Source organism: Amycolatopsis sp. NPDC031561 (assembly GCF_055580625.1).
Window position 1 is genome coordinate 1 of record NZ_JBVILA010000044.1, and the last position, 15,676, is coordinate 15,676.

Consider the following 15,676-nt stretch of genomic DNA (forward strand, 5'->3'; position numbering starts at 1 on the left):
GCTGAAGCCTGTTCCGAGCTCGCGCCACCTATATGCCGGACACCGCCAGACCAATACACAGGCACCCGTCTGACTGATCCCAGGGAAAACACCAGTCCCTGGTTTTGATGTCATCTCATGCGTTACGACACGTCGTCGATGGTTCACTGTCGTTCGCCTTCTCGGACCATACCTGCCACCTCATTGTGTGACGTTTCCCTGACGCTCACCACCACGACTCATTCACCGCAGCAGCACAGGGCGGTTTGACACCATCCCCTGCAGAACGATGCCGAAGGACCTACCTTCATCTCCAGCACAGCATTGCACTCAAGCGACTCTGGCTTCTACATCAGAACCTCTCAATCGCATTCGGGACACACGGCGTCTCGCGCAGAGGAGCACGAGGTTGTCGATTTTCGTTTCGCCACGGTGTCGCCAGAAAACGATGTGATGTGCGGTGCAGCGCTGCACCGGCATGTCGCAGCCCGGAAACGCGCACCCACCGTCCCGGATCTTCAAAGCATGCTTCTGCGGGGTGGTGGCGGAGCGACTGGACCGCCCCATGTCGAGGGGCTGCCCAGCACCGGAGAGGACAATGGGCCGGATCCGGGCATCGCAGGCCAGGATCCGCACGTCGGTGGCGGAGATCGGGCCGACCAAGTCGAGGACGCCGTCGCCGACCTCGTTCATCAGATCCTCGTAGGCCATGGTCACCAAGATCTGGGTCGACTCTCCAGCCTGACCGGGGAGATCGGGGCTGGCGGTCTTCAACCGCACATAGTCGGCGAACGCGTCCCCATAACGCTCGCCTTGGCCGCGGGAGTCCCTGACCCCGTCGACAGCCTTGTGCGGCTTGGCCAGCGGATCGAGATCGGACTTCAACCGCGCATAGGTTTCCAGATCCAGGGTTCCCGCGAACCCGAGCGTGCCGTCACGATGCTTGATGAACCGCAGCTCCGGACGGGCGTCTTTCGGGCCCTTGTCGCGGGGCTCTTTACCGTCGGGGTCCATCGTGTTCAGCATCCGACGTCCGGCTGCGACGATCTCTTTCGGCCCAGCCCGCCGAGCGAGGTCGACCAGGATCTTCTCCCCGGCCCGCACTTTCTCCTCAGGCACGAAGGAGGGAATCTGGGCGAGAGCGCCGACGATCGCGTCAATCTGACCGCCCCCGATCGCGCCCTCCGCGGCCGCCTCCGCGGTCAACGGAGCCAACGGCGGCACCACATCGCCACCGATGGCGACACCAGGATGCAACGCCAGCGCCCGATCAGCGCGAGCCGACGCTTCCTTCTCCGACACGTTGAAGTCCTGAAAGATCAAGCCCATCAACGTCGAATGCCCCGTACACCCACGGATCCCCCGCGAATTCAACTCCGTCAGAATCGCATTCTGCTCCGCATCCAAACGGCGTTTCAAGACTTCTATTTCCTACTTACGGGCATGCAGCGTCGCAGCATCAGCACGCCACCACTCGGTGCACGCTCCCTGGGGACTGTTTTCGCTGGCCACGTGATCAACGATACGCCGTTTCGAACACCTGTGCTAGCACAATTTGCGTAGCGCGACCGAGGAAAGCGAAGCGCCTTAAGAACGCAAAGGAAGACCAGAAACTCGCAAAGTGATGAACCATGGATCAGAAATGCCCATTGTTGACGTCCACAATGGACATTTCTGTCGCCGTCCTCCCCGCCCGAACGAGCCCCTGTCAAGCCTTGTCGGCCTGGCCGTTCAGGGGAGCGCGATCGCCCGCTGAGCCAGCGCCCCGTTCAGCGCCTCGAACTGCGACCACGTGTCAGTCCGCAGGCTGCTCGCCATGAACGGCACCAGCGCACCGGTGAACCGCTCGCTCTGCACCAACCGGGTCCGGCCGGAGTCGAGCGGCTGCGGTTCGAACCGGTGCTCGCCGTCGAAGATCAGTCCGGGCTCGACCCGCCCGAGCCAGCGCAGTTCCCGTTCCGGCGTCACCGCGAGCACGGTCGGGGTGAACGTGGTGTCGCCGCTAGCGTCCCGCATGACATTGCACAAAGTGGCGCCCACCTTGAGCGTGCCGCCATCCGAGGTCACCTCCGCCGAGATGACGAACGGGTTCCACGCCGGATAGTCGCGAAGATCGGTGAGCACTCGCCACACCTTGTCCGCCGGGGCGTCGATCTCGATCTAGGTGGTCAAGGTGACCGGGCGCAGGTTGCTCCAGGTGACATAGCCGGCCAGCAAGGCGAGCACGATCCCCCCGATGATCGCGATCCGGCGACGGCGGGAGATCCGGACCCTTGACGAAGACGTGATGGTCATGACGCGGCCCTTTCACGGGTGGGTTGGGGAGATTCCGCTGAGCGCGGTGCCGACCAACGAGCGCACGTAGGCCGGGCCGATCGGGTTTCCGGTAACCAGCAGCCGGTAGTAGAGCGCCCCGGCGAGCTGGTCGAACAGCACCTCCGGATCGACGTCCTCCGGCAGGTCGCCGTGCTCACACGCCCGGCGAATGAGGTCGATCGGCAGGGTGTTGCGTCGTGCGAAGAGTTGCCCCACAGCGGCGCCGATGTCCGGATGCCGGGCGGCGGCCGCGGCGATCTCGGCGACCAGTCCGGCGGACCGGTCGCTCGCCTCCTTCGACCTGGCGGCCTTGCGCATCCGGTTCAGCCCGGCGGCGATCTCGGTGAGGTAGCCGACCAGGTCCGCGCGCAGATCGCCGGTGTCGGTCACCGACACCTCGTCCTGCATCCTGGCCACCACGGCCACGATCACGTGGTCTTTGGTCGGCCAACGACGGTAGAGCGTGGTCTTGGCGACGCCGGCCTTCGCGGCGACCGTGTCGATGGAGAACCGGTCGTATCCGTTCTCCAGCAACACTTCCAGCGCGGCATCGAGAATCCGCCCATCGGCCTGCTCGTCCCTCGGCCGCCCCCGGCGCTTCTCCTCGGCTGACATCCCACTCCTTTTCGATACGACTGTTTCGTAATTGAAACCGCAGCGGACCCTGGGGTGATTACGCAACTGCCGTAGCGAAATTTGGCGCCGCGCCAGCGCGACAGGCCCCACATAGAGAAAGCGGCCCCGCCCCGAGGGGCAGAGCCGCTTCCGTCGACCAGTGGAGGTGCCGGGAATTGAACCCGGGTCCTCTGGCGTATCACCAGGACTTCTCCGTGCGCAGTCCGCTATGTCTCTACTTGGCCCCTTCAGTCACGCGAACAAGCTGAAGTGACGAGCCCAGCCACTGTTTGATTCCCAACCGAACCCCGTAGCCGGATCCGGCGGTAAGCCTCCTAGCTGATGCCGGTGACCGGGTCGGAGGCGACCCCGGACCGACAGAGTCACTCTACTGCTTAGGCAGCAAGAGCGAACTCGCGCTGGCTCTTAGGCTCGGCGCTTATTGGTTTGCGATGACGCTTACGGTGGTCTCTCGCCTGCACCGGCACGCTTCTCCTGATTCAACGTCCAAAGTCGAAACCGTTCACCCCCTTGATGGGACACAACCTGTACAGCATAACGCGGACGGCAACCGGGTTAATCCCGCAGGTGGGGCTAGCCCCACCCGGGAGATGCCCGCGGGCACCATGTCGCCCGTCCCTCCTGGGGACGATGCTTGTGCCATCGACCCTGGAGAGGAGCACGACCATGAGTTCGCTAGCGGCCGAGCGGGAGCTGAGCAGGTCCGATCCGTCGTTCGGCGGCTCCCTGGCCTACCTGCTGATGAACCTGCCGATGGGCGTGTGCGCGTTCGCGCTCCTGATGGCGTTCATCTGGGCGGGCATCGGCACGGCGATCGTCTGGATCGGGTTGCCCATCCTCGCGCTGGTGATCCTGTCGGTCCGCGGGGCGGCCCGGATGGAACGCGCCAGGGTGTACGCGCTGCTCGACCGCTACATCGACCTGCCGTACCTCCCGTTGCCCGCCGCCGGCCAGTCCGTGCGGTGGAAGGCGCGGTTGAAGGACGGCTCGACCTGGCGCGACCTCAGCTACTTCTTCCTGCTCTTCCCGCTCGGAATCGTCGAGTTCGTCCTGGTCACGGCGTTCTGGTCGACCAGTCTCGGTCTCGCGGGCCTGCCGATCTACTACCGGTTCCTGCCGGGCGGCGCGTACCGCTTCCCGAACTGGGACGTTCCGTGGTTCACCGTCGACTCGACGGTCTCGGCCTTGCCTTGGGCCGCTCTCGGCGTGCTGTGCATCGCGCTCTCGGTAGCGTTGACGAAGGCGCTGGCCGGGATGCACGCCCGGCTGGCGACGGCGCTGCTCGGGCCCACTCACGCCCAGCGCCGCCGTCTGGAGGATTCATGGGGCGAGGTTCCGAAGATGAGCACGGTGAACGGATGACGATCGACCAGCAGATCAAGCATGTCGAGATTCCGCGGCCGCGGCCCTTGAAGTCGATCGTCTACATGATCGTCAGCTTCGTCCTGCGGCTGCTCCAGTTCGTCTTGATCATCGTCGGCCTGTCGGTCGGCATCGCGACGGTGGCGGTGTGGATCGGCTTCCCGATCCTCCTGGCCACGACCAACTTCATCCGCTGGTCCGCCGACCGCGAACGCGGCTGGGCGCGGAAGATGCTCGGCACCCCGCTGGAGCCGGTCGAACGCCTCCCGTTGGAGGGCCTTTCGCTCGTCAAGCGCTGGCTGACCCGGCTGACCGACCCGACGACCTGGCGCGACCTCGCCTACTTGATGGTGGCGTTCCCGCTGGCCTGCCTGGAACTCCCCATCGCGCTGGCGTCCATCGTGCTGCTGCCGATGGCGATCTGGGTGACGCCGTGGATCGGCTGGCTGCACGGCAACCTGGCGTTCAGCTTCCTGGGCCCGAACCGCACCCAGCGGCTGGAGCAGAAGGCCGAGCGGCTGCAGGCGTCGCGGGCTCGTGGCGTCGACGCCGCCGAGGCCGAACGCCGCCGCATCGAGCGTGACCTGCACGACGGCGCGCAGCAGCGCCTGGTCGCCGTCGCGATGAGCCTCGGCCGCGCGAAGTCGAAGTTCGACAACGATCCGGACGCCGTCCGCGATCTGATCGACGAAGCGCACCTCGACGCCAAGCTCGCGGTGTCGGAACTGCGCGACCTCGCCCGGGGCATCTACCCCGCCGTCCTCGGCGACCGGGGCCTCGACGCGGCGCTGTCCGCGCAGGCCGCCAAGTCCCCGATCCACGTCGACGTCCAGGTCGACGTCGAGCCGCGGCCGCCCGCCGCGGTCGAGACGACGGCGTACTTCATCGTCGGCGAGACGCTGACGAACATCGCGAAGCACGCCGGAGCGACCGAAGCAGGCGTCAAGGTGTGGCGCTCCGACTCGATGGTGATCGTCGAGATCACCGACAACGGCCACGGCGGCGCCGAGGTCCGGCCCGGCGGCGGTCTCGCCGGTCTCGCCGACCGGGCGGCCACGATCGACGGCGTCATCACCGTCGTCAGCCCGCCCGGTGGTCCGACGGTGATTCGCGCGGACCTGCCGTGTCAATGGTGACCCGCTCGTGAGTGAATAGGCTCTGCGCCATTCACTCACGACGCTGGGGGCAGGATGCGGGTTGTCATCGCCGAGGACGCGGTTCTGTTGCGCGAGGGGGTGATCCGGCTGCTCGCCGACGAGAAGATCGAGACCGTCGCGGCCGTGGACAACGGCGACGATCTGCTGGGCGCGGTCAAGGAGCACCGGCCGGATCTCGCGATCGTCGACGTACGGATGCCGCCCACCTTCACCGACGAGGGCCTCCGTGCGGCGCTGGGCGCCCGTGAGGCGATCCCCGGGCTGCCCGTTCTGGTGCTGTCGCAGTACGTCGAAGAGAGCTACGCCGTCGAACTCCTGTCCGGCGGCGCGGGCGGAGTCGGTTACCTGCTCAAGGAACGCGTCGCCGACGTCGGCGATTTCCTCGACGCGGTCAAGCGCGTCGCCGGCGGCGGCACGGCCATCGACCCGGACGTCATCGCGCAACTGATGGCGCGAGGCCGCAAGAACCCCCTCGACGCGCTCACCGCACGCGAATCCGAGGTGCTGGGGCTGATGGCGCAGGGCCTGTCCAACAACGCCATCGCGAACTCGCTCGTCGTCTCGCACGGCGCCGTCGAGAAGCACATCGGCAACATCTTCTCGAAGCTCGGCCTCGAAGCCAGCTCCGAAGAACATCGCCGCGTCCGCGCGGTCCTCACTTACTTAGGACGCTGAAGTAGCTCTTGGTGGCGAAGCCGTCACTCACCTAACATGGGCAGACTGTTGGTGAGTGACGAGCCGAACCGAGGAGGACCCATGACCGACAGGCCCTCCCACAGTGCCCGCTTCTTCGGCGGGCCCCTCGACGGACGTGTCCAGGAACTCGGTGACACCGAGCCGGTCGCGGGCACCGTCCTCAAACACGTCCATCTGCACGACGGGCCCAAGATCGAAACCCGGTACGAACTCGGCCGCGCCGAGGACGACTGCTGGGAGTTCCGGCTGTGTTCCGCCCCGGTTCCGGAGCCCGCGCCACGGCCGGAGCCCGAATCGGACGGTGTGGGGTAGGGAAAACTCCACCTTCGAAGGGCGAAAACCGGAAGATCGATACGGCGGCCCACCCCGCTGTTTTCGCGGCCCCGAAGCACCAGGCTCATTTCCATGCACACGAGCCAGAAACAGGGCCGGGACAGGTTCCTGGACATCGTCCGAGCGGTCGCGATCCTCGCGGTCGTCGTCCAGCACTGGGGCATGCCGGTGCTCTCCTACGCCGACGGCCACCTCGCCACCGGGAACGCGCTCGCGACGCCCGGCTGGTGGGTCATCACGTGGCTGTCCCAGGTCATGCCGCTCGTGTTCTTCGCCGGTGGCGCGGCGAACCTGATCTCCTTGGGGCGCGCGGAAAGTTCCCGCTCCTGGCTCGCGGCCCGCCTCAAGCGGCTGATGATCCCGGTGCTGCCGCTCGTGGCCGTCTGGCTCTTCGTCCCGGACATCCTGCGGGGCATGGGGATCCCGGAGCAGCCGCTTCAGGTCGGCGGGGCGATCGCCGCGCAGCTGCTGTGGTTCCTTGCCGTGTACGTGCTCACCGTGCTGCTCACCCCGATGCTGGCCGCGGCACATCGCCGCTGGGGCCTCAAGGTCCCGCTCGTGATGCTCGCCGCCGCCGTCCTCGTCGACGTCGCCCGCTTCAACGACCTCGGCCTGATCGGTTTCGCGAACGCCGTCTTCGTCTGGATGGCCGTGCACCAGCTCGGTTTCCACTACACCCAGGGCCGTCTCGGCGCACTGAGCCGCAACGCCGCGCTGGGCATGTCCGCCGCCGGTTTCGGCATCACCGCGCTGATGGTCGCCTTCGGCCCGTACCCCGCGAGCATGATCGGCATGCCGGGCGCCCCGGTGTCGAACATGAGCCCGCCGACGGTGCTGCTGGCCTTCCTCGCGATCGGCCAGATCGGGCTCTTGCTGGCCTTCAAACCGCAGCTGAACGCCTTGGCCGCCCGCCCGAACCTCGACGCCGCCCTGAAGTGGATCGGCCCGCGGTTCATGAGCGTCTACCTGTGGCACATGCCCGCCCTGATCGTCGTCTCCGGCGTCGCGGTCTACGGCCTGGGTTACGAGACCCCCGAACCGGGTTCCGTGCTGTGGCTGACGATGGTCCCGGCCTGGCTCGGTGCCTGCGGGCTGGTGCTCCTCGGTCTCCTGCGGCTCTTCGCCCGCTTCGAAACGCAGAGCTCCGGCCCGGCCTCGACAGCTCAGACGCCTCAGCTCGTCGTGGCCGGACTGGCGATCGCCGGTGGCCTGCTCGGACTGGCCGCGCACGGTTTCGCGCCGCTGAGCGACGGTCTCGCTCAGGGCCCGGTGCCGTGGGTCGCGCTGGCGACGGGCGGATTCCTTTTGGCCGGCAAGCAGATCCCGGTCTCGGACCTGGGGACGCGACTGCTCGGCCGCGCGGTGGCCGTCACCGAGGTGGCACAGCTCAAACGCTGAGCAGTTTCGCGGGGGTGTCGTGCAGCACCGCTCGCAGGAACGGCTCACCCAGGCGATCGTCGGCGGCCCAGCCGGCGATCGCCTGCAGCTGTGTCGCGTAGGAGTACGGGATGTTGGGGAAGTCGGTGCCGAGGACGACCCGATCCGGGAACTCCGCCAGCAGGTCCGTCCAGTCCGGCGGGAGCGGGTTGCCGCGCTCGGTGAACTCCACCCCGACCATCGTGGTGTCGAGGTACACGCGCGGATACTTCCGCGCCAGCTCGAACGCGAAGTCGATCTCCGGCATGCCGGCGTGCGCGAGTACCAGCGTCAGGCCGGGATGCCGCACGAGGATCTCTTCGAACAGTCGTAGCCCGGTGTAGGCACCCTTCAACGGTCCGTGTCCACAGTGGACGACCACCGGGACGCCCGCGTCCGCCAGTGCGCCCCAGACGCCGTCCAGCAGCTCGTCACGCGGGTCGTAGGCACCGACCTGGACGTGTGCCTTGAAACAGCGGGCACCCGCGCGCAGCGCACCGTCCACAACGGACAACGCCGACGGCTCCGGGTAGAAGGTGCCCGTCGGCACGGCGTCCGGGACGCGTTCGGCGAACTCCAGCGCCCAGGACGTCAGCCATTCGGCCATCCCCGGCTTGTGCGGATAGACCAGCGGCGCGAACTTGCGCACGCCGAGCGAGCGCAGCGTGGCGATCCGCTCTTCTTCCGACGTGCGGTAGTGCACCGGCCAGGCCATGCCGTAGTGCTCCTCGGCCTGGTCGAAGTAGGCCCACACCTTGTCCATCACCGGCTTCGGCAGGAAGTGCAGGTGAAGGTCCACGAGCCCGTCGATGCCCAGCGCCGAGATCCACCCGGGGATCTCGGCGTCCGAGGCGGGTCCGTGGATCAATCGTTGTACCGGCCCTTCAGCGCCCGGCCCAAGGCCCGGCTGATGGTGCGGTCCGCGTCACGCTTCGAGATGTCCTGGCGCTTGTCGTAGGACTTCTTGCCCTTGGCCAGCGCGATCTCGACCTTGACCTTGCCGTCCTTGAAGTACATCGACAGCGGGACCAGGGAAAGCCCGCTCTCTTTGGTCTTGCCGATGAGCCGCTCGATCTCCTGGCGGTGCAGCAGCAGTTTCCGGGTGCGCCGCGGCGTGTGGTTCGTCCAGGTGCCCTGCACGTACTCCGGGATGTGCACGTTGCGCAGCCAGACTTCGCCGTCGTCCACCGTGGCGAACGCGTCGGCCAGTGATGCCCGTCCTTCACGCAGGCTCTTCACCTCGGTACCGACGAGCACGAGACCGGCTTCGTAGGTATCGAGGATGGAGTAATCGTGGCGAGCCTTGCGGTTCGACACGATCACCTTGTGTCCACGTTCCTTGGGCATAGCGGCGACTCTACGTGAGTTTCTGTGTTCGGGCAGGTGGTTATCGGGCAGGTCAGTGGCGCACGTACAGGCGCAGCGTCACGTAGCCGGTGATGGCCGAAATGATGACCGAGACGGCGAGCAGGATCGGCGCCACCGGGAACAGCAATTCGAGCATGCCGACCGCGGGGAACACGTCACCCGTGAGCACCAAGTCGAGCAACAGCACCTTGGTGAGCACGAGGAAGACGATGCCGATGACCGCACCGACAAGGCCGGCGACCACCGCCTCCAGGAGGAACGGCAGCTGCGTGTACCACCGGGTCGCGCCGACCAGGCGCATGATGCCGACCTCGGTACGCCGGGTGAACGCCGACACCTGGATCGTGTTGGCGATCAGCATCAGCGCGGCGATCGCCATGATCAGCGCGGCACCGAAGGCCAGGTTCCGCACACCGTTGAGCGCGTTGAACACGCGGTCCAGTGCTTTCTGCTGGTCGTCGACCTTGCTGACGCCGGGTTTGCCGGTGTACTCCTGGATGATCGCCTGGCTGCGCTCGGGGTTCTTCAGCTTCACGTGCAGGGACGCGGGCAGCGCCTCCGGCCCGGTCAGCGCGAGCAGTTCCGGCTGGCTCTCGAACATCTTCTTGAACCGCTCGTAGGACTGCTCGCGGTTCTCGAACACGACCGACTCGACGCCGTCGTTGCCCTGGAGGTCCTGACGCAGCGACTGGCAGGCGGACTGCGAGCAGTTCGGGTCACCCGAGCTGATGTCGTTGACCAGATAGACCGAAACCTCGACGTCGGCGAGGAAGTTGGCCTTCATCTTGTCGATCGTTCCGACGGCCAGCAGACCGAAGCCGAGCATGGCGAGGGAGACCGCGGTGGTGAGGATCATCGCGATGGTCATCGTGACGTTCCGGCGCAAGCCGGTGACTACCTCGCTGAAGACGAAACTGGCGCGCATCGGGGTTGATGTCCCTTGGAAGTCGTGGGTTACGGAGGAGGGCGGGGCCGGTCAGCGGCCGATGCCGTAGACGCCTCGGGCGTCGTCACGGATGACCTTGCCAAGCTGAAGCTCGACGACCCTTCGCCGCATCGAGTCCACGATCGAATGGTCGTGGGTGGCCATCAGCACCGTCGTGCCGGTGCGGTTGATCCGCTCCAGCAGCAACATGATGTCCTGGCTGGTGTCGGGATCCAGGTTCCCGGTCGGTTCGTCGGCGAGCAGCACGAGCGGGCGGTTCACGAACGCACGGGCAATCGCGACACGCTGCTGCTCACCACCGGAGAGTTCGTTGGGGAGGCGGTCGGCCTTGCCGTCGAGGCCGACGAGTTCGAGGACCTCGGGCACGACCTTGCGGATCGTGGGGCGCGGCTTGCCGATGACTTCGAGCGCGAAGGCGACGTTCTCGGCGACGGTCTTGTTCGACAGCAGTCGGAAGTCCTGGAAGACGCAGCCGATGGTCTGCCGCAGACGCGGCACCCGGCGACGGGCGAGCTTGGCGACGTCGAAGTTGGAGACCATCACGCGACCCTTGCTCGGCACCTCTTCGCGCAGCAGGAGACGCAGGAAGGTCGACTTCCCGGACCCCGAGGGACCGATCAGGAAGACGAACTCACCTTTGTCGATCTCGACCGACACCCTTTCGAGGGCGGGACGGGTCGAGGTCTTGTAGACCTTGGAAACCTCTTCGAGCCGGATCACGGTTCGGCATACTACCCATGCCGGTCGTTAAGCCCGGGTAGCCCGGTCCCGGCGGCCAAGCGAGCAAGGGACCTTTGCTGTCACTCTCTTCCGGAAAGTGACAGCAAAGGTCCCTTGCTCTCTCACGCAGGGTTGTTACGCGGCTCCGGACTGCTTGCGCCAGCGGATGCCCGCCTCCAGGAAACCGTCGATCTCACCGTCGAGAACGGACGACGGGTTGCCGACCTCGAACTCGGTCCGCAGGTCCTTGACCATCTGATACGGGTGCAGCACGTAGGAGCGCATCTGGTTGCCCCAGCTGGAGCCGCCGTCCTTGAGCGCGTCCATCTCGGCGCGCTCCTCCTCCTTCTTCCGCTGCAGCAGCCGCGCCTGGAGAACCTTCATCGCGGCCGCCTTGTTCTGCAGCTGCGACTTTTCGTTCTGACACGAAACGACCACACCGGTCGGGATGTGCGTGATGCGCACCGCCGAGTCCGTCGTGTTGACGCTCTGGCCACCGGGGCCGGACGAGCGGTACACGTCGACGCGGATGTCCTTCTCGGGGATGTCGACGTGGTCGACCTCCTCGACCTCGGGCATCACCTCGACGTGCGCGAAGGAGGTCTGGCGACGGCTCTGGTTGTCGAACGGCGAGATGCGCACCAGCCGGTGCGTGCCCTGCTCGACCGAGAGCGTGCCGTAGACGTAAGGCGCGGTCACCTTGAACGTGGCGGACTTGATGCCCGCTTCTTCGGCGTAGGAGATGTCGTAGACGTCCGTCGGGTAGTGGTGCCGCTCCGCCCAGCGCAGGTACATCCGGAGCAGCATCTCGGCCCAGTCGGCCGCGTCCACTCCACCCGCTTCGGACCGGATGGTGATCACGGCGTTCCGCTGGTCGTATTCACCCGACAGCAGCGTGCGGACCTCGAGGCCGTCGATGTCCTTGGTGAGCGCCGTGAGCTCGGACTCGGACTCGGTCACGCTGGCGGAGTCGCCCTCGGCCTCGGCCAGTTCATAGAGGACGCCCAGGTCGTCGAGCCGCTGCCGCAGCTCGGAAATGCGTCGCAGCTCACTCTGCCGGTGGGACAACTGGCTGGTGACCTTCTGCGCCGCTTCGGGGTCGTCCCAGAGGTTCGGGCTGGACGCCTGTTCCTCCAGCTCGGCCACCTGGGCACGCAGCGCGTCCAGGTCCATCACCGACTCGATCTGCGTCAGCTTGCCGGTCAGGTCCTTCAGGGCCGCATCGAACTCATCACTCACGTCGGACAAGGTTACGGCAAAACCCACGGCCGGTTGCGGGGAACCGGCCGCGGGTACCTGTCCGGGTCAGGACTGGGGGATGGAATCCAGCAGTTTCAGTGCCGCTTTCGCCTGCGCCTGTGCGAACTCGGCGACTGCCTTGGCGTAGGGACCGTCGGCGCTCTTGGTGGCGGCCTTGGCTTCGTCGAGCTGCTGGGTGTAGCTGGTACGCGCTGACTCGAGCAGCGTCGAGCGCTGCTTCACCGTCAGCGAACCGGCGTGCACGAGACGCAGGATCAGCGGGCTGCGGAGGTGGTCAGGACCGGCTTCGGAGGACAGCCACGTCTTGAACGCCTTCTTGCCCGCCGCGGTGATGAGGTACTGCTGGCTCGACCGCGGGCCCTGCTTGCCGAGGCGGACGAGGCCCTCCTTCGACAAGGCGGGGAGCTCCCGGTACACCTGGCTGCGGGTCACGCTGAAGAAGGCGCCGAAACGCTCACCCGCCCCCGCGACCAGTTGCCCGCCCGTGGCGGGACCGTCGTGGAGAAGACCGAGCAGTGCGGCGGCTGTTGCATTCAATTCGGACACGTACTCTACGGTCCCACTTTTCGGAACCTGTGTCCACTGTGGTCAGCACATCTGTCCATTGTGGCTAGTGATATGCGCTCATTCGGCCCAACGCACTACGCCTGTCCACAATGGACCGGACACGCTGCGCAACCGGCCTTCGCCACGGACAGCGGTACGCGTCCCCCGCCCCGACCAACGACGGCGGGTGATCGACCCGGAGGGCACACGCGCCACGAAACCGGAAAACAAAGAGGCGCGGGTCTGCGATTTCCGCAGACCCGCGCCTCGTTTTCTCTGTAGCGGGGACAGGATTTGAACCTGCGACCTCTGGGTTATGAGCCCAGCGAGCTACCGAGCTGCTCCACCCCGCGTCGTTGTGTTAATAGATTACATGGGGGCGAAACCGGGTTTCAGGGGGGTACCCTTAACTTTCCGAAGGGCCTTTGACCTGCCTTTATGGCGAAACTTTGTCATCCAGCCAAGCGAAGACGCCGTCGAGCACCATCGTCAGCCCGTCGTCGAACCTGCCCTCGACGTCCTCGTCGAAGACCCAGACCGTGGACGTCGTGTCATAACGCGGGTCCCGCTCGCCCGGCACCGGGTAAACGGCCTGCTCTTCGATGGTGAAGCCGATGACGTAGCTGTAGACGGTGAACAACGCTCGTCCGACCAGGTACTGCTTCAGTCCCGCGTCGACACGAGGCTGCAACGGATTGTCGGTGAGCAGGGTGTCGTCGGTCAGGAATGTTCCGGAGAAGACCTTCGCGCCGTCACGGTAAGCGAGCATCATCCGGCGCATCTGCCGCGACGCCAACTCGAGAGACTCCCGCTCTCCCACGACTCCCGGCGTGCGACCGGGCATGGCGTCGGCGTACATCAGCGTCGCCATCTCGTCGAGCAGCTCCTGCTTGTTCTTCACATGCCAGTAGAGCGCCGGCGCCTTGACCCCCAGTTCCTGCGCGATCAGGCGCAGCGTGAGCCCGTTGAGCCCGACTTCGTTGAGCAGCCGCAGCCCGGCGCGGACGATGTCCTGCCTGGTCAGACCCACTTTTGAACCCTCTTCCCACTGTGCCACCTTGACAACTTAACGATGTTAAAGGCACGCTGGGCACAGGTCAATTTAACGTCGTTAAGGAGTGGTATGAACAACCTGGGGACCGACGTGATCGTGGCCGGAGCGGGGCCGACCGGGCTGATGCTCGCCAACGAACTCGCGCTCGCCGGCGTCGATGTGGTGGCACTGGAACGGGATCCACGGCGGACCGGCCTGTCGAAAGCGCTGAACCTGCAGCCGCGTACTGCGGAAATGCTGGAACTACGGGGACTTCTGGACGGCGCCGAAGACCGTTCGTACGCCACTGTCGGTGACGGGCACTTCGCGATGATCCCCGTCGGCTACGACGGCTGGGGTACGCGATTCCCGTATCAGCTGGGGATTCCGCAGGCGGAGATCGAGGAGCACCTCGAGGAACGGCTTGCCGCACAAGGAACGAAGGTGCTGCGCGACAGCGAAGTAGTCGGTTTCGTGCAGGACAAGGACTCTGTGACTGTCCGGTACCGAACAGACGGTGGCGAGAACCTGCTGCGCGCGAAGTTCCTCGTCGGCTGCGATGGATCTCGAAGCGTTGTACGCAAAGGACTCGACGTGGACTTTCCCGGTGTGGACGGTGAAGGTTTCGGCGTGGTCGCGGATGTCCTGTTCGACAAAGTGCCTGACGGTGCGCAAAAACAGTGGCGAACGATGCGGAACATCGGTGAGCCGACCGGCGAAACGACGTTCAAAGGCCTGATTCCGTTGGGAGAACCGGGTCTTTACCGCTTCACGTACGGCGACAGGGCCTCGCGGCCTGCGGACATGCGGTCCACCGTCTCGCACGACGAGGTCCGGCAGGCGGTGCTCGACTCGTACGGCGCCTCCTCGACGGTGGCGGAAATCCGGTGGGCGTCACGATTTTCCGACGCGGCACGGCAGGCGGCGCACTATCGCGCCGGGCGGGTCCTGCTGGCGGGCGATGCCGCGCATATCCATTTCCCCGCGGGTGGTCAGGGGTTGAACCTGGGCGTGCAGGACGCGATGAACCTGGGCTGGAAGCTCGCCGCGACGGTGCGCGGCTGGGCCGGTGACGAGTTGCTCGACACGTACGAAGCCGAACGGCACCCTGTCGGCGCTCAGGTGCTCCATAACGTCGCCGCGCAGTTAGGACTGACTCCGCGGTCTCACGAGACGCGTGCGCTTCGCGCCTTCTTCACTGATCTGGTCGAGCTGCCCGAGGTGAACCGGTACCTGGCGGGCATGGTCTCCGGTCTCGGGATCCGCTACCCGACCTATGGGACGTCGCATCCGGCGCTCGGCTCGCGACTGACCGACCAGGACGTCGCCACCGCGACCGGCCCGCTTCGCCCCAGCTCGCTCTTTCACAAGGGCGAGTTCGTGCTTCTGACGACCACTCAGGACCACATCGAGCCCGCCCGCGCCCACTCCACGCGGCTGACGACCCAGCTCGTCACAGAGCTCCCCTGGCCCTCTACCGAAGCGGTCCTGTACCGCCCCGACGGCTACGCCTGCTGGACCGCCCCCACCCCAACCCCCACGCGATAGCAAAGGTCCCCCGCTACCCCCGCCGACCGGCGATACCAAAGGTCCCCTGCTCCCCCGCGACACCAAAGGTCCCCTGCTATCCCGGCCCAGCTCCGGCACCTGCGCAACCGACCACTTTGGGGGTCCAGGGGGGCGAAGCCCTCCCTGGCGGGGGTCCGGGGGGGGCGAAGCCCTCCCTGGCGGGGGTCCGGGGGGGGGCGAAGCCCTCCCTGGCGGGGGTCCGGGGGTTCGACCCCCGTAGAAATGCGAAAGAGGCGTGGGGGGGGGGTTTTTTTTGGCCCCCGCCCCCCCCCCCCCCCTCTGGGGGAAAAGGGTCAGACCTCGCCCTTCGTTTGTTGGCCTCCGTAGAGCACGAACCAG

Annotated in this window: 17 protein-coding genes, 1 tRNA gene and 1 other RNA gene; 6 read left to right on the plus strand and 13 right to left on the minus strand. The window is 66.2% G+C overall.

The window, feature by feature from the left end; translation table 11 throughout:
• Positions 1 to 309: 309 nt before the first annotated feature.
• The 5 genes from ACZ5IK_RS43440 to ssrA all read right to left on the minus strand — a co-directional run bounded on the left by ACZ5IK_RS43440 (position 310) and on the right by ssrA (position 3,441).
• The gene (locus ACZ5IK_RS43440) at positions 310 to 1,398 is read right to left on the minus strand and encodes an HNH endonuclease signature motif containing protein (RefSeq protein ID WP_465493075.1); all 1,089 of its coding nucleotides are present in this window, start codon (positions 1,396 to 1,398) and stop codon (positions 310 to 312) included.
• Between the two features lie 312 nt (positions 1,399 to 1,710).
• Positions 1,711 to 2,139, minus strand: a complete 429-nt coding sequence (locus tag ACZ5IK_RS43445) for an SRPBCC family protein (RefSeq protein ID WP_465493099.1) — start codon at positions 2,137 to 2,139, stop codon at positions 1,711 to 1,713.
• Entirely contained in the window at positions 2,140 to 2,274 is a 135-nt protein-coding gene (locus ACZ5IK_RS43450) for a hypothetical protein (protein ID WP_465493076.1), read from the minus strand.
• A gap of 12 nt (positions 2,275 to 2,286) precedes the next feature.
• A complete protein-coding gene (locus ACZ5IK_RS43455; RefSeq protein WP_465493077.1) occupies positions 2,287 to 2,910 on the minus strand; it encodes a TetR/AcrR family transcriptional regulator in 624 nt (207 codons plus the stop codon).
• A 158-nt stretch (positions 2,911 to 3,068) separates the two neighbouring features.
• Positions 3,069 to 3,441, minus strand: a transfer-messenger RNA (tmRNA) gene (gene ssrA / locus ACZ5IK_RS43460).
• 156 nt (positions 3,442 to 3,597) lie between these two features.
• On the opposite strand from ssrA, the gene ACZ5IK_RS43465 reads away from it, so the two are divergent.
• The 5 genes from ACZ5IK_RS43465 (at position 3,598) to ACZ5IK_RS43485 (ending at position 7,877) form a co-directional block, all read left to right on the plus strand.
• A complete protein-coding gene (locus tag ACZ5IK_RS43465) occupies positions 3,598 to 4,293 on the plus strand; it encodes a sensor domain-containing protein (RefSeq protein WP_465493078.1) in 696 nt (231 codons plus the stop codon).
• Positions 4,290 to 5,429: a sensor histidine kinase gene (locus ACZ5IK_RS43470; RefSeq protein WP_465493079.1), complete on the plus strand. Its 1,140-nt coding sequence runs from the start codon at positions 4,290 to 4,292 to the stop codon at positions 5,427 to 5,429. The genes ACZ5IK_RS43465 and ACZ5IK_RS43470 overlap by 4 nt, the downstream gene beginning before the upstream one ends.
• A 54-nt stretch (positions 5,430 to 5,483) precedes the next feature.
• Positions 5,484 to 6,125 (plus strand): response regulator transcription factor, encoded by a 642-nt coding sequence (locus tag ACZ5IK_RS43475; RefSeq protein ID WP_101612641.1) that lies wholly within the window; start codon positions 5,484 to 5,486, stop codon positions 6,123 to 6,125.
• Positions 6,126 to 6,206: 81 nt separating this feature from the next.
• Entirely contained in the window at positions 6,207 to 6,458 is a 252-nt protein-coding gene (locus tag ACZ5IK_RS43480) for a hypothetical protein (RefSeq protein WP_101612640.1), read from the plus strand.
• 93 nt (positions 6,459 to 6,551) lie between these two features.
• Positions 6,552 to 7,877, plus strand: a complete 1,326-nt coding sequence (locus ACZ5IK_RS43485) for an acyltransferase family protein (protein ID WP_465493080.1) — start codon at positions 6,552 to 6,554, stop codon at positions 7,875 to 7,877.
• Here the strand turns inward: ACZ5IK_RS43485 and ACZ5IK_RS43490 are convergent.
• The 8 genes from ACZ5IK_RS43490 to ACZ5IK_RS43525 form a co-directional block, all read right to left on the minus strand.
• Complete coding sequence (locus ACZ5IK_RS43490) at positions 7,867 to 8,763, minus strand: amidohydrolase family protein (RefSeq protein ID WP_465493081.1); 897 nt, start codon at positions 8,761 to 8,763, stop codon at positions 7,867 to 7,869. The two genes, ACZ5IK_RS43485 and ACZ5IK_RS43490, sit on opposite strands and share 11 nt — an antisense overlap.
• Positions 8,760 to 9,242, minus strand: coding sequence for an SsrA-binding protein SmpB (gene smpB / locus ACZ5IK_RS43495; RefSeq protein ID WP_101612637.1), 483 nt, complete (start codon positions 9,240 to 9,242; stop codon positions 8,760 to 8,762). Before smpB ends, ACZ5IK_RS43490 begins: the two co-directional genes overlap by 4 nt.
• Before the next feature lie 52 nt (positions 9,243 to 9,294).
• Entirely contained in the window at positions 9,295 to 10,188 is an 894-nt protein-coding gene (gene ftsX, locus ACZ5IK_RS43500) for a permease-like cell division protein FtsX (RefSeq protein ID WP_465493082.1), read from the minus strand.
• A gap of 51 nt (positions 10,189 to 10,239) precedes the next feature.
• On the minus strand, positions 10,240 to 10,929 hold the full coding sequence (gene ftsE / locus ACZ5IK_RS43505; RefSeq protein ID WP_005168409.1) for a cell division ATP-binding protein FtsE: 690 nt from the start codon (positions 10,927 to 10,929) through the stop codon (positions 10,240 to 10,242).
• A gap of 135 nt (positions 10,930 to 11,064) precedes the next feature.
• Complete coding sequence (prfB, locus tag ACZ5IK_RS43510; RefSeq protein ID WP_465493083.1) at positions 11,065 to 12,168, minus strand: peptide chain release factor 2; 1,104 nt, start codon at positions 12,166 to 12,168, stop codon at positions 11,065 to 11,067.
• A 66-nt stretch (positions 12,169 to 12,234) separates the two neighbouring features.
• Positions 12,235 to 12,735 carry a PadR family transcriptional regulator gene (locus ACZ5IK_RS43515; protein ID WP_101612634.1) on the minus strand — a complete coding sequence of 167 codons (501 nt, stop codon included), beginning with the start codon at positions 12,733 to 12,735 and terminating at the stop codon, positions 12,235 to 12,237.
• A gap of 279 nt (positions 12,736 to 13,014) precedes the next feature.
• A tRNA-Met gene (locus ACZ5IK_RS43520) sits at positions 13,015 to 13,088 on the minus strand.
• Between the two features lie 83 nt (positions 13,089 to 13,171).
• Entirely contained in the window at positions 13,172 to 13,765 is a 594-nt protein-coding gene (locus ACZ5IK_RS43525) for a TetR family transcriptional regulator (protein WP_465493084.1), read from the minus strand.
• Positions 13,766 to 13,858: 93 nt separating this feature from the next.
• Between ACZ5IK_RS43525 and ACZ5IK_RS43530 the strand changes: the two genes are divergently transcribed.
• On the plus strand, positions 13,859 to 15,316 hold the full coding sequence (locus tag ACZ5IK_RS43530) for an FAD-dependent monooxygenase (RefSeq protein WP_465493085.1): 1,458 nt from the start codon (positions 13,859 to 13,861) through the stop codon (positions 15,314 to 15,316).
• Positions 15,317 to 15,676 lie beyond the last annotated feature (360 nt).

Excerpts from the sequence above, each read along its gene's own strand:
- ACZ5IK_RS43450 (WP_465493076.1), bottom strand. The coding sequence starts at position 2,274 with ATGACCATCACGTCTTCGTCAAGGGTCCGGATCTCCCGCCGTCGCCGG.
- ACZ5IK_RS43455 (WP_465493077.1), bottom strand. The coding sequence starts at position 2,910 with ATGTCAGCCGAGGAGAAGCGCCGGGGGCGGCCGAGGGACGAGCAGGCC.
- ACZ5IK_RS43465 (WP_465493078.1), top strand. The coding sequence starts at position 3,598 with ATGAGTTCGCTAGCGGCCGAGCGGGAGCTGAGCAGGTCCGATCCGTCG.
- ACZ5IK_RS43470 (WP_465493079.1), top strand. The coding sequence starts at position 4,290 with ATGACGATCGACCAGCAGATCAAGCATGTCGAGATTCCGCGGCCGCGG.
- ACZ5IK_RS43475 (WP_101612641.1), top strand. The coding sequence starts at position 5,484 with ATGCGGGTTGTCATCGCCGAGGACGCGGTTCTGTTGCGCGAGGGGGTG.
- ACZ5IK_RS43480 (WP_101612640.1), top strand. The coding sequence starts at position 6,207 with ATGACCGACAGGCCCTCCCACAGTGCCCGCTTCTTCGGCGGGCCCCTC.
- ACZ5IK_RS43485 (WP_465493080.1), top strand. The coding sequence starts at position 6,552 with ATGCACACGAGCCAGAAACAGGGCCGGGACAGGTTCCTGGACATCGTC.
- smpB (WP_101612637.1), bottom strand. The coding sequence starts at position 9,242 with ATGCCCAAGGAACGTGGACACAAGGTGATCGTGTCGAACCGCAAGGCT.
- ftsX (WP_465493082.1), bottom strand. The coding sequence starts at position 10,188 with ATGCGCGCCAGTTTCGTCTTCAGCGAGGTAGTCACCGGCTTGCGCCGG.
- ACZ5IK_RS43530 (WP_465493085.1), top strand. The coding sequence starts at position 13,859 with ATGAACAACCTGGGGACCGACGTGATCGTGGCCGGAGCGGGGCCGACC.